This is a genomic window from Komarekiella delphini-convector SJRDD-AB1, from assembly GCF_014831675.1.
Classification (GTDB): Bacteria; Cyanobacteriota; Cyanobacteriia; order Cyanobacteriales; family Nostocaceae; genus Komarekiella.
Window position 1 is genome coordinate 260,231 of record NZ_VJXY01000002.1, and the last position, 13,711, is coordinate 273,941.

General features: G+C 40.2%; 11 protein-coding genes. 6 read left to right on the plus strand and 5 right to left on the minus strand.

Annotation, left to right across the window (positions count from 1 at the left end):
- Nucleotides 1-148 precede the first annotated feature (148 nt).
- Nucleotides 149-2,464: a CHASE2 domain-containing serine/threonine-protein kinase gene (locus tag FNW02_RS03875; RefSeq protein ID WP_191756261.1), complete on the minus strand. Its 2,316-nt coding sequence runs from the start codon at nucleotides 2,462-2,464 to the stop codon at nucleotides 149-151.
- Between the two features lie 737 nt (nucleotides 2,465-3,201).
- Here FNW02_RS03875 and FNW02_RS03880 point away from each other — a divergent pair.
- The 4 genes from FNW02_RS03880 (at nucleotide 3,202) to FNW02_RS03895 (ending at nucleotide 7,053) form a co-directional block, all read left to right on the plus strand.
- A complete protein-coding gene (locus tag FNW02_RS03880) occupies nucleotides 3,202-3,723 on the plus strand; it encodes a LabA-like NYN domain-containing protein (RefSeq protein ID WP_162394409.1) in 522 nt (173 codons plus the stop codon).
- Nucleotides 3,724-3,818: 95 nt separating this feature from the next.
- Nucleotides 3,819-5,423, plus strand: a complete 1,605-nt coding sequence (locus FNW02_RS03885; protein ID WP_191756262.1) for a 2-isopropylmalate synthase — start codon at nucleotides 3,819-3,821, stop codon at nucleotides 5,421-5,423.
- 231 nt (nucleotides 5,424-5,654) lie between these two features.
- Nucleotides 5,655-6,134 carry a GNAT family N-acetyltransferase gene (locus FNW02_RS03890; protein ID WP_191756263.1) on the plus strand — a complete coding sequence of 160 codons (480 nt, stop codon included), beginning with the start codon at nucleotides 5,655-5,657 and terminating at the stop codon, nucleotides 6,132-6,134.
- Between the two features lie 256 nt (nucleotides 6,135-6,390).
- A complete protein-coding gene (locus FNW02_RS03895) occupies nucleotides 6,391-7,053 on the plus strand; it encodes a nuclear transport factor 2 family protein (protein WP_191756264.1) in 663 nt (220 codons plus the stop codon).
- Between the two features lie 90 nt (nucleotides 7,054-7,143).
- Here FNW02_RS03895 and FNW02_RS03900 read toward each other — a convergent pair whose 3' ends face one another.
- On the minus strand, nucleotides 7,144-7,581 hold the full coding sequence (locus FNW02_RS03900; protein ID WP_191756265.1) for a GNAT family N-acetyltransferase: 438 nt from the start codon (nucleotides 7,579-7,581) through the stop codon (nucleotides 7,144-7,146).
- Between the two features lie 163 nt (nucleotides 7,582-7,744).
- Here FNW02_RS03900 and FNW02_RS03905 point away from each other — a divergent pair, with 163 nt between their 5' ends.
- Together FNW02_RS03905 and FNW02_RS03910 are read left to right on the plus strand one after the other, a co-directional pair.
- Nucleotides 7,745-9,187: a RecQ family ATP-dependent DNA helicase gene (locus FNW02_RS03905; protein WP_191756266.1), complete on the plus strand. Its 1,443-nt coding sequence runs from the start codon at nucleotides 7,745-7,747 to the stop codon at nucleotides 9,185-9,187.
- A gap of 500 nt (nucleotides 9,188-9,687) precedes the next feature.
- A complete protein-coding gene (locus tag FNW02_RS03910; RefSeq protein ID WP_191756267.1) occupies nucleotides 9,688-11,577 on the plus strand; it encodes a S9 family peptidase in 1,890 nt (629 codons plus the stop codon).
- 62 nt (nucleotides 11,578-11,639) lie between these two features.
- On the opposite strand, the gene FNW02_RS03915 is transcribed toward FNW02_RS03910, so the two are convergent.
- The 3 genes from FNW02_RS03915 to FNW02_RS03925 all read right to left on the minus strand — a co-directional run bounded on the left by FNW02_RS03915 (nucleotide 11,640) and on the right by FNW02_RS03925 (nucleotide 13,427).
- Entirely contained in the window at nucleotides 11,640-11,984 is a 345-nt protein-coding gene (locus FNW02_RS03915) for a DUF5615 family PIN-like protein (RefSeq protein WP_191756268.1), read from the minus strand.
- Nucleotides 11,981-12,274 (minus strand): DUF433 domain-containing protein, encoded by a 294-nt coding sequence (locus tag FNW02_RS03920; protein ID WP_191756269.1) that lies wholly within the window; start codon nucleotides 12,272-12,274, stop codon nucleotides 11,981-11,983. Before FNW02_RS03920 ends, FNW02_RS03915 begins: the two co-directional genes overlap by 4 nt.
- A 550-nt stretch (nucleotides 12,275-12,824) precedes the next feature.
- Nucleotides 12,825-13,427 (minus strand): Uma2 family endonuclease, encoded by a 603-nt coding sequence (locus FNW02_RS03925; protein ID WP_191756270.1) that lies wholly within the window; start codon nucleotides 13,425-13,427, stop codon nucleotides 12,825-12,827.
- Nucleotides 13,428-13,711 lie beyond the last annotated feature (284 nt).

The window sequence follows — 13,711 nt, forward strand, 5'->3', positions numbered from 1 at the left end:
TTAAAAGCACTTGGGTAAAAAGCCTAAAAAATTTACCGATTTTTGGGCTTTTTACTTTCGGATTTTAATGGGCTTATGGTTGAAAAGTCAATTTTTAACCACCAAGGAACAGAGACACAAAGAGGCAAAGTGGAGTAGTTAACGCAGCCTAAGATGCTCCTGGCCAAGGTTTAGTGGGAGCTTCGGAATCGTCTAAAAATAAAGATGAGTTGTCTTGTAGTACAGAGTTTATGCCTTGAGATACTACCTTGTCTAGCGCCTCAAGGGCTTCTGATGCAGACTGATATCGCTGTTTGAAGTCATCTTGCACCATTGTACTGAGAATCTCAGCCAAGGAGTTGCTTACATGGGCGCGATCGCTCCACCTTAACTCACCATAAGCATCTCTATCTAGCTCATGAGGAGCTATACCAGTTAAGGCTTTAATCCCAATCATGCCGACTGCATAGATGTCACTACTATACTGGGGACGCCCAAAACATTGCTCGCTTGGAGCATAACCTTGAGTCCCAATGCCGATGGTAAAGGGGGTTTGCTCTTGACTATCAGGCTGATTTGCTATGACTTCTTTGACAGCACCAAAGTCAATTAGTACCAACTTGCTGTCTGAGTGTCGCCGAATAATATTACCAGGTTTAATATCCCGGTGAATCACATCGTTTTTATGGACAAATGTTAATGTTTGCAATAAATCTTTAACAATTTCGATGACTACGGTTTCCAAAAGGGGTTTGTCTGATAGCAGTTCTTGACTCAGTGGATGACCAACTATGTACTCTTGAACTAAATAAAATTCTTCGTCTTGCTCAAAATAAGCCAAAAGTTGAGGAATTTGGTTGTGTGTTCCGAGTTTTTCTAGTGTTTGCGCCTCGGAGTTAAATAAACGTCTAGCAAGTTGTAACCCTTCTGATTTAGTGTTGACTGGTTTTAGCTGTTTAACAACACATCGCGGGTAGCCAGGACGTTGGATATCTTCTGCAATGTAGGTTTCACTGAATCCACCTGAACCGAGAACTTTCACAATTTTGTAGCGTCCAGCAAGTACTTTTCCCGATACAGCTAAATCTCGCTGCTGGAGTAAGTCTTGCAAATCATTTTGCTGGCTAATAATCTCTTGGACAACAGGGGAAGATTTATATCTTTGAAAAATATCTATTAATTGACGCGTTCTGAGCTTATCCCTAGCTACTTCAGTTCCCAGGTAGGAAAGTCCGCTCATGGCGATCGCAAGCATTGGTATAGTAGTAGGAAAAATTAACTGGCCATAGATAAATAACACATAGCTGATTCCTCCCCAAATACTAGCCAAGGCGATGCTAGACAGCAATCTATTAATGCCGCGCTTGCTTCTAGTAATGAGCAAAACTGTACCACCAACCAAAACTAGTACAAATAAACCCCGCAGCAGTGGACTTTTAATTGCAACGGTGATCGCTTTACCTGTTATTAAAGTTGCGATCGCATTGGCATGAATTTCTACTCCAGACATCCGCTCAGTGCTGTTGGTTGCAGTTGCATGATAATCATTGCTTAACTTATCTGTCGAACCAATCAGGACAATCTTATCTTTGAAAACCTTTCCTTGCTGCAAATAATTATTCCAGTTTTCCGGCTCGAATACGTACCAAAAAGGAATTGGTTCAAATGTACCTGCACGTCCCCAAAAATAAATGCGATCGCCTTTTGGCTGAGGGTATTTTACTTGGGCTGCTCTTAGTACTGCTTCACCAAATGAGGGTAGTTTCGCCGTTAACAAATTATTTTCAGCTAACAATTTGGGAAACTCGCTTGCTAGTCGGTGAACCTTACCGTCAACCTCTATAGGAAAATTAGCTGAACCAATGGACACTGACCCTGTACGAAAAATTTGTTGCGGCTGTGTCAGTTGCATGAACGGCCCCTGGTGCGTTTCAAAATTTTCGTAGAGTGCTGCTAAAGTGACTTTGCTGCCATACTTCTGCAATACTCTTTGAAGTTGGCGATCATCGGCGACTCCGTAGCTACTTGGTGTGTCAAAAACGACATCTATCGCTACAGAGCGTACACCAGCCTTAATTAACTTTGAAATCACCTGGGCGTATGCAGCACGTTTATAGGGAAAAGATTTCAGTGTTTCTAAGTAGGCATACTGTTGCGTATCTGTTTTATAGTACTGTTCGGGGACTGAGATTGACTGATCATCTATAGCTAAAATTACAATATCTTCTGGAGGCACAATCGGCCCGCGCAGTTGAAAAAAAGTAGAAAGTGCTTGATTTTCCATTAATTGAATCAAGCCTAAATTAGAAGCACTCAGCAGTGCTGTCCCCATTGTTAAAGTACCAGCAAGTAGATGACCTAGACGAGCCATTAGCTTGGACTGACGTGCTGATACCGTCGAAGTTGCTTTTGTAGGTTTACTTAAAAGTCTATTGGCAGCAGAGACATATTTTTTGGTTAATGTAGATGTAGGTTCTTCTGCCATATCATGCTACTGATTGATTTAGGTACAACACTTTTATTTATTTAGTCCCTGTTTGAGAGCAATCACCTTGAAATAAGACTTAAATGAAAAACTTATATATTTGTAAATTATCCTTTCTTCCTCAACGAACTTGTGTAGGTACTAGCCCTCCGAAGATTCAAACTCAAGTACTGTCTGATTTATTTTCTCTCTCTGAGTGAGTTTTAACTTGTGATTATTCCACAGATTCACCAGCTAGAGATACTTCGCCTCTGCACTTGGTTGCAGCAAGATTTTACTCTAGAGTAGCCAACAGGTACAACCCAAACTACGAGGTTTACCTGAAGCTGTTACAAAGGCGGATTCTGTCTCTAGTGCAATGTTGGTGCTTTCTATAAAGCGAGCCTTCTATTGACAGCAAAACCGATAGATAGGCATCAAGTTATATCCTACCTTAAGCCTATGCTATACCTCTTTAGGAGTAAACTTTAGTGTTATACAGCAAAGAATGCTGTTACTCAGTCTATTTTATTGGTAGATTTTGATCACAGGGTGGCTCTTGCAGTGCCGGAGGTGAAAAAGGTCTAGCGCCCAGTATCTCAACTCGAATGTTTTAGCCGATTTTATGCTTTGAAAGCTGTAACATAAAAGCTATAGATGAAGAGTCACTTTATAGATATTAGCAAACTTGTCATTTGAGAATTGCTATAATCTATTGTTCCATCTAAATTCTTTTCTATTATTAGGTGTAAATTTCTATGGGTTCTCCAATGAATCGTCTGTCTATTTTTGTAGACGGAAACAATATGTTCTATGCTCAACAAAAAAATGGTTGGTTTTTCGACCCGCGGCGAGTCTTAGAATACTTCAAATACGAACAACCAGATACAGCTCTAATTAATGCATTCTGGTACACTGGTTTAAAAGATCCACAAGATCAACGAGGTTTCAGAGATGCTCTAATTAGTTTGGGATATACAGTACGAACTAAAATTCTCAAAGAATACTACGATGATTCTTCTGGTCGTTACTCGCAAAAAGCTAATTTAGATATTGAAATTGTTGTAGATATGTTTAATACAGTAGAGCAGTATGACCGGGTAGTATTATTTAGTGGTGATGGAGATTTTGAAAGGGCTATTGAACTATTACGAGGAAAAAATACTTATATTACAGTAGTATCTACAGAAGGGATGATAGCTAGAGAATTGCGTAATGCTACTGACAGATATATAGATTTAAATGATATCAGAGATCAAATAGAAAAAACAGAAGGCTAATCATCTTAACAATTATTTACAAACGTAATAGTAAAATAAAAACCAAGGTTGAAGATATTTTGAGCTACAAGTAAACATTAAACAGCAAAGTGGAAATGACAAACAAAACAGAGCGAATCATCATTTTTGATACTACACTTCGAGATGGAGAACAGTGTCCAGGGGCAACTTTAAATATAGACGAAAAGTTAGTTATAGCTAAGCAACTAGCTCGTCTGGGTGTGGATGTGATTGAGGCCGGCTTTGCCTTTGCTAGTCCTGGAGATTTTGAGGCAGTTAGCAAAATTGCCCAAGTTGTGGGAACAGAAAATGGGCCTGTAATTTGTAGTTTGGCAAGAGCAATTAAGGCAGATATTGAAGCTGCGGCAGAAGCATTAAAACCAGCAGTTAAAGGTAGAATTCACACATTTATTTCTACTTCTGATATTCATTTAGAGTATCAACTGCGGAAGTCACGAGCAGAAGTGTTAGCGATCGCCGAAGAAATGGTAGCTTATGCCAAGTCCTTCATGGCAGATGTAGAATTTTCTCCGATGGATGCTGCTCGTTCCGATCCAGAATTTCTTTACCAAGTATTAGAGCGAACAATCGCTGCTGGTGCAACAACAGTTAATATTCCTGATACTGTGGGTTACATTACTCCCAGTGAATTTGGAGCAATAATTAAGGGCATTAAAGAAAATGTCCCCAACATTGATCAAGCGATCATTTCTGTTCACGGACATAATGATTTAGGCCTGGCAGTTGCTAACTTCTTAGAAGCCGTAAAAAATGGTGCGCGGCAACTAGAATGCACGATTAATGGTATTGGTGAACGAGCAGGAAATGCAGCACTAGAAGAGTTAGTGATGGCATTACATGTCCGCAGACAATATTTTAACTTTTATTTCGGAAGACCAGCTGAATCTCAAGAAGCCCTGACAAATATTGACACCCGTGAAATTTATAGAACCTCGCGTCTAGTTTCCAATTTGACGGGAATGCTAGTACAACCAAATAAAGCAATAGTCGGGGCAAATGCTTTTGCTCATGAGTCTGGTATCCACCAAGATGGGGTGTTAAAAAATCGGCTCACCTATGAAATTATGGATGCCCAATTGATTGGTTTGACAGACAATCAAATAGTTTTGGGCAAACATTCAGGTAGAAATGCTTTCCGTACCCGCTTGAAAGAATTGGGCTTTGAACTATCGGAAACCGAATTAAATAAAGCATTCGTCAAATTTAAAGAGGTAGCAGATAAAAAGAAAGAAATTTCTGATCGGGATTTGGAAGCGATTGTTAATGATGAAATCCAACAAGCACCCGATTTATTCCGTGTTGAACTGGTGCAAGTTTCCTGCGGGAGTAACGCCCGTCCCACCGCTACAGTTACCCTCCGCACTCCAGAAGGTGAAGAATTAACCGATGCGGCTATTGGTACTGGCCCAGTAGATGCAGTTTATAAGGCTATCAACCGTGTAGTGAATGTACCCAACCAATTGATTGAGTTTTCTGTACAGTCAGTAACAGCTGGTATCGATGCTATTGGGGAAGTAACCATCCGTTTAAGACATGAATCTAGAGTATTTTCTGGTCATGCGGCGAACACAGATATCATCGTTGCTTCTGCACAAGCCTACGTTAATGCCCTTAATCGGCTTTACGCATCTTTGCAAACTCAACAAAAGTCAGAGGAAGTATCTGCACAGAAAGTCTGAGATCGTACCTGTCTCCCATAATAAAAGTACCACATCTGATTTTTAGCTGATGCTAAAAAACTCCTTCTCTAAGTTGAAAATACTTTGTGTCTTGGTGTCTCTGTGGTTCAATATTTATTACCACTAAGGCACAAAGAGAAAAAGGATTTTCATTCGTTATGGTGTACATAATTCATGACGGCTACTGAGGGGAGGAGTTAAACGTGTGGTTACGAAAATTTGTTGGAAATCATGCTGACAGAAAAACATATTATTATCAGAGAAGCCACCACCAAAGAAGACTCACTGATTGCAAAACATTTTTACCAAATGTGGTTAGATATTGGTGTTCATGAGAGTAATATCCATCTTGATTGGCAGAATATTACCCGCCAATTCATAGAAGAGTCGCGTCGGGATTTGTTTTACAAGGCTTTTATTGCAGAGATTGATAATACAGTTGTAGGTTCTGCAAGTTGTCAACTTTTCGCAGGTTTATACCCAATTGTTTTCAAAGATGAATACCGCAAATTTGGATATATTTGGGGTGTTTACGTTGAACAATCTTACCGCAGACAAGGTATTGCTAAATGTCTAACTAATCAAGCAATTGAATATTTAAAAGTGCTCGGTTGCACGCGAGTGGTTCTTAATGCCTCGCCATCGGGTAAACCAGTTTACTCCAGCCTCGGTTTTTCTGAAGGGAATCTAATGCAATTAGATTTGATTTAAGTACAGCAATTTTTTTGCCTTATAGTTGGCGATCGCACAGAAGTAATTGAAGAAATAATTAATATTAACGATGAAACTTTTACCTTTTGTGCAGTAACTATTGGCAATCCACACTGTGTGATTCCTCTAGCTGAAATCAACCCCGCCATTGCCAAAGAGTTAAATATGAATATTTTTTAATTTTTAGATTTTATGATTGATTTAAGATCCAAAAAACTTTATTCTGAAAAACGATGTTTATAATCAATCAACTTGTATGAGTAGCGAGAAAACTACAGAATTGCCACTCTGGGTACAAGATAGAGATACAGTAATTTCTCATGATGAAGCAGTACAGTGGCGAGAAGGAAGACGGCCTGATTATTCTTACACCAATGCATTTCTTCATCAAGAGAGTAAATTTCAACATCCAGAAGGTTCTTTAGAAGCGATCGCCCAAAATTTAGTCCGAACTTTTGAGATGGAAGCTTCTCATAAAACTAATCCTCAACAGTGGCTTTCGATTGTGACTGATAAGTTTAAGATGAGTAGCAATGGGGGACAACAATACACTGCTCAAGATGTCGCAGTAGAAGGTACTTATAACTTGTTTCTGGGTGAAAGTGAGCAGTATAGCTCCAAATCTGAATCCTTTGAATCTTCATTTGAACTTTTTCATAATGCCTTTTCTAATGGATTTCTTTGGGAATTGACAGAAGTTCTTTCAGGGCCGCCTAATGTTACCTTTAAGTGGCGGCATTGGGGAACATTTAATGGTTCTTATAAAGATTATGCACCCACAGGAGAAACAATAGAAGTAGTAGGAGTTAGTATTGCTCGTGTAACTGAGGATTTAAAGATTGAGTCTTTAGAGCATTATTTTGATAATAATACCTTTTTGCAAAAACTAACCGCAGGTGGTTGTCCTTTCCATTCCTAAAATTATATGGTGGGGGTTATGAAACACTCACCATATTACATTCCTTCTGCTTTTTGCCTTCTTCACCCTAACTAACATACTTGCGATCGCTTACACTTGATAAGCATTGGGATTTAAACGCATCATAATTTTTTCCGGCTCTGTCAAATTTTTAAAACCATAACGGCGATAAAGTCCATGAGCATCTTTTGTGCCTAACAACCACCTTTGAACGTCTTGTAACTCTGGATATTCTAAAATATATTCTACAAACCATTTTCCTAAACCCTGTCCTCGATAAGGCTCCAGAATAAAAACATCTTTTAACAACGCAGAAGTTGCATAATCAGTAATAACTCTAGCAAAACCAACTTGTTGTTCATCTTCATACAGTCCAAAACATAAAGAATTTTTTATTGCCTTTTCCACAGTGGCTAATGGGATGTTTTCAGCCCAATAGGAAGTCTGCAAGAAATCATGAATCATTTGAATATCTAATTTAGATTTATCACTATTAATATAAAATCTATGTTTTAATTCTTCGTTCATCGGATTGCATCTTTTATTTAATATATTGAAACGTGATAATTAATTCTAATTCATTCTTGTGATCAGTGGATTGCAACATAAGATGATGAAATTACTGAACCATTAGCTGGAAAGCAGAAGCTATATTCAGTGTTCAAAGATATGGGTGCATCTACTATTGATTATGAATCAGCCAACAACAAAATCTTGGCAAGAAGTTCGCGCAGCTTTTAAAAAAATCTGGGGTTATGAAGATTTTCGTCCACCACAAGGAGAAATTGTCAGCAGTTTATTGGCACAAAAAGATGCACTGATTATTATGCCCACAGGTGGCGGAAAGTCGATTTGCTTTCAACTTCCTGCACTGCTACAAACAGGATTAACTTTAGTAGTTTCGCCCTTGGTAGCACTGATGGAGAATCAAGTACAGGAATTACGACAAAGCCACCAAAAAGCTGCACTTTTACATAGTGAATTGTCTTCATCTCAACGCCGTGCAACTCTGCAAGCTTTGGAACGTCAACAGCTAAGATTACTTTATTTATCGCCAGAGACTTTACTGAGTCCACCAGTATGGGAAAGATTATGTCACCCGGAATTGCAAATTAACGGTTTGATTTTGGATGAAGCCCATTGTTTAGTGCAATGGGGTGATACTTTTCGACCAGCTTATCGCAGATTAGGAGCAGTACGTCCTGCACTACTCAAATCAAAACCACCAGGAACAAAAATTAGCATTGCTGCTTTCACTGCGACTGCTGACCCCTTAGCTCAAAAAATCATTCAAACAGTTTTACAATTACAGCAACCAGAGATTTTTCGCTTGAATCCTTACCGTTCTAATTTGCATCCCAGCGTTCGCATAGCTTGGACACCACAAGGCAGGAAACAACAATTATTAAAATTTATTCAAAATAGACCGCAACAAGCTGGGTTAGTTTATGTTCGCACCCGGCGAGATAGCGAGAATTTAGCCCAATGGTTAGCAGAGATGGGTTATGCAACAGCTAGTTATCATGCGGGATTGGATGCAGCAGAACGCCGTGCAGTAGAAGCAAGCTGGTTAGGCGGAAAAATGCTCTTTGTAGTCTGTACCTGTGCGTTTGGGATGGGGATAAATAAACCAGATGTGCGTTGGGTAATTCACTTTCACGCACCGCATCTGTTATCTGAATATGTGCAAGAAATTGGACGTGCTGGAAGAGATGGTAAACCAGCCGAGGCGCTGACTTTGGTGAGTGAACCGACGGGGTGGTTAGACCCAGAAGATAAGCAAAGACAGCAGTTTTTTCAAGAACAAATGCGATCGCAACAACAAATAGCACAACAACTTGTGAAAAAATTACCAAAACAGGGAGAAGTGAATGCAGTGACGCGACAATTTCCCGAAGCTGCGATCGCTTTAGCTTCACTCCACAACAGTGGTCAGCTAAACTGGCTTGATCCTTTCCATTACAGCATTCAGCAAGGCGCGAAAAATCAGCCATCAACACAATTACACGCTGCAAAACAAATGCATCAATATCTCACTACCAAGCAGTGTCGTTGGCAGTTTATGTTAAACGCCTTTGGTTTTGACAAAGAAGCAACTAATTGGCGTTGCGGACATTGTGACAATTGTCGCTAACCTTGTCCTGTTCTCTATCATTGTCACCGAGTATCAAAGACTCATTCACGAGTATCAAAGACTCATTCAGGAATCTTAATTGATACCAAATTATAGCGCCCTGTAGAGACGTTGCAGTGCAACGTCTCTACAACGATAAATTAAGGGTTTTAGCGTCTAATCCACATAATGCGTGAATTATCATTTTTACCACCAAGCGATAATAGGGTAGTCAACATAATTCGTAATTCCTGCCCCACAGATTAATCCCCTTGCTTGAAGCTACGAAAAATGTTTATTTTGACCCGTAACGAAATTGGGGGATGAAACTGTAATACATTAGGACTTACGCAAGAACTGTCTAAAACTCTTATTTCTCGATGCCCTCTGCGGTACCCTGCGGAAAGCCGCTTTGCGTCTACGATTTTCCGTTAGCTGTGCGTAAGTCCTGTACATTAATTACGAATTACCAATTACAAATTATCAATTACGAATTATTCACTCAACTAGAGGATAAAAATATGTCATCTGCAACAGCAACTTCACTACCGCCGCTGATTCCGCGTGAAATTCTCTTTGGAAATCCTGAAAAAGCTAGCCCAAGACTGTCGCCCAATGGCAAATATTTGGCATATATCGCCCCCGACGAGAAAAATATCTTGCAGGTATGGTTGCGAACTGTGGGACAAGAAGATGACCAAATACTAACTGCGGACAAAAAACGCGGTATCCGCATTTTCTTCTGGACTTATAATGCTGACCAGTTGATTTACATGCAGGATTCAGACGGGGATGAAAATTTTCACCTCTATTTGGTCAACATTCACTCCAAGAGTGTCCGTGATTTAACGCCATTTCAGTGTGTGAAAGCAGAACTAGTGGAACTGGAACCGAAATTTCCAGACCAAGCACTGGTGGCGTTGAACTTAAATAATCCGCAAAAGTTCGACGTTTACCGTATAAACCTGAAAAATGGTGCAGTAGATTTTGACACTGACAACCCCGGTAATATTATCAGTTGGACAGCTGATGCTGATTTCCAAGTACGTGCAGCAATAGCTAGTACTCCTGATGGTGGTTACGATTTGTTATTACGGGAAACCACGGATAAAGAGTGGGATGTTCTCCGTCACTGGGGACTAGAAGAACAAGGGAATTCTGTTAGCTTCTCGGCTGATGGCAAAACACTTTATATTGAAGGCAGTCATGATGCTAACGCCCAACGTCTGCTAGCTGTTGACTTAGATACCCGTGAAGAAACAGCGATCGCCCAAGATGAGCAGTATGATGTTATGGGGATAGTCATTCAGCCAGTGACGCGAGTCATTCAAGCAGTTTCTTTCTACAAAGATAAACAGGAATGGCAGGTAATTGACCAAAGTATCGCTGCTGATTTTGAAGCAATTACTAAGGTGCGTTCCGGGGAGTTCTCTTTAATTAGCCGTGACTTGGAAGATAAAAACTGGCTGGTAGGTTACAACACTGATGATGGCCCAGTTTATTACTATTCTTACAAGCGAGAAACGAAAACTAGCACTTTCCTCTTTAGTAATCAACCTAAACTTGAAGGGTTGCAGTTAGCATCAATGCAACCAATCACCTTCGAGGCGCGGGATGGTTTGACTATCCACGGTTACTTAACAACTCCGGTGCGTATACCTAGTGAGAATCTACCAACAGTATTACTAGTTCACGGTGGCCCTTGGGTGCGGGATACATGGGGTTTAGATCCAGAGGCACAATGGCTAGCTAACCGCGGTTACGCTGTGCTGCAAGTTAATTATCGGGGTTCCACTGGCTATGGTAAAGCATTTGTGAATGCTGGCAATCGCGAATGGGCTGGCAAAATGCACGACGACTTAATTGATGCTGTTAACTGGTTAGTGCAACAAGGTATTTCTGATCCGCAAAAGATTGTGATTATGGGCGGTTCTTATGGCGGTTACGCCACCTTGGTGGGATTGACTTTTACACCAGAAGTTTTTGCTGCTGGTATAGATATTGTGGGGCCAAGTAGCTTGATTACTCTGATAGAAACTATACCGCCTTATTGGGAACCACTCAAAGCAATGCTTTATCACCGTGTTGGTAATTTAGAGACAGAAGAGGAGTTCCTCAAATCGCGATCGCCTTTATTTTTCGCTGACCGGATTCAAAAACCTTTACTCATTGGTCAAGGTGCAAACGATCCACGGGTGAAACAGTCAGAAAGTGACCAAATTGTCACAGCCATGCAGCAAGCTGGTTTGCCAGTGCAATATGTACTGTATCCCGACGAAGGACATGGCTTTGCTAGACCAGAAAATCGCTTGCACTTTTTTGCGATCGCAGAGGAGTTTCTCGCTAAATATTTAGGCGGAAGATTTGAACCTTTAGGAGATATCCCAGGTCATTCAGGAATAGTTAAATAAATTCTCAAAAGGGTGGTTAGTGTAATTCACTGACCACCTTAATATTTTTACTTTGGAACAATTCATGCATACAACAACTGATTCCTCATTTCATCAGCCGTTAGTGTGCTTACTAGAATACCAATCCGTTGCGCCACTTCATAAGCGTTTTTCTGAGGCACGACGATAATCCCAAAATGTTCTCTATTCTCCTCTATATATTGGAGATGCAACCGCTCAAAATCGACACGGTTATGTGTCAGGATACATCTATCCATAGAAGTTGCAAATTCAAGCTGCTCACGGTCAGTTTTGCCGAGAGTTGCTTGTTCAGTAACGGTTGCGACATCCAGACCACGCGAACGTAACAGTGTAGCAACCAACGCTGACATGTCCTCATCGTTATAAAGTGCAGCAAAAACCGTCACGATTGGCCCAATATAGCTTTTACAGATGGATGTATTAATTCATCGGGTACTCGGTTTCGCTCAATGTATTCATTAATCTCTGCTTGATGATCGAGATAAAAACTCAAGGCATCAAACACTTGTGCCAGCGTTAAATGCGGCAAATGGTTCAGGATTTCTTCTGGCATAATCCCCAGTCGCCACAAACCGACAATGGCACGAACAGATGTCCGAGTACCTATAATAATTGGCTCTCCACTCAAAATTTCAGGGTTGTGGGTAACGTAGCGCGAGGAGGTTTCAGCAAACATAGAACGAATGAAGGAAGCAGAACTAGCGTTGTCTTTAGTTTACAGTATCTTTACTTAATAGTTTTATACAAAAGTATAAAAATTCAGTAATAATCATGGTGTTTAATTTTTAAATTTATGTGACATTAGTTTTGAAAGGTTTTAGCCTTTTTCATAGTAGCCAATTATTTACAATTTATTGTATCAACTATTATGAAAAGAACTTTTCAAAAATTATTAGAAGTTAAAAAGGTGGCATTTGATGAAATAAACAGGCTGTTGCCAAGTGATGAAGGAGAAAGATGTATACTTGAGTTAGTCCTCGAAAATACAGAAGTCAACATTTCATTACTTAAGGACATGGTATAACTTTTAATAAAAATCTAAAATACTAACTTACCAGGATTTATTTATCCTGGTTTTTTTAACTTCCTCCTACTGATTGCCTGCCCACTTTTAGCTTGTTGAGGTACGATTGCACTTAAGGGGGCAGATATAACCAATGTCCTCCAATAAAACTGCACGATCGCATCTCTAAAATCACTTCATCTGTCTTCTTTTTAAATTTAAACTAACAAATGGCATCACCCGCATTGCTTTCTCCAGCGTTGAGTATTTGCTCTGCGGTTAGCTGTAATTCTGGAAAGATAGTAGAAACAAATAATGTATTTCCTACAAAAACAGCTTCTTCATAAAACCCATCAACTAATGTTAGTAAAGTAATCTTGTTCCTTTGGGGGTCAACAATCCAATATTCAGCAATTCCCCTAGCAGCATACTCAGAACGTTTGTAGCGGTAGTCCCAGTCTTCATTAGCTTTGCCAGGAGAAACGACTTCGATAACCAGCGCTGGAGGTGGCATATCCAAAGTAATTGTGGATCTTGTTGAGCCTTGCAAGACTTTTGCTAATTCATCTGTTAGCACAACTAAGTCAGGAACGCGAGTTGTCGCACGTAAACCACCAACGACAATTTCAGCTTTGTTACTCAACCGATTGATTGGGACAAACTTAAGCAAATTTACTAGCAAAAACAGAGATATCTGAACATTTTTTGGGCTTTCAGGTGGCATTGCAACTAACTCACCTGCCACCAGTTCATACTGGCTATCAGTGCCATCGTCATATTTCAAATATTCCTCAAGCGTTAGAAATTTGCCAGTAATTGCGGTCATATCGCGTAAAGGGGAGTTGCGTACTGAATAGTTTACTTCAATCTGGTAAAATCTCGTTGACTTCTGAAACTGACAAATCCACTGTTTTTGCTAAGATATACTCTGCCAATGCCTGATTAATTAGCACTTGATACCCCTGCTCACCTGCCTTGGCCTTGAAAGTGGGTAGCCAGCTAGCGAGGTTGCCACTGTTTGGCTCCTTTTCTAACTAGCCCCCTCCGAACCGTGCTTACGAGATTTCCAGGTACACGGCTCTCCAGTATTCTGTTATCACGAGACTCGTT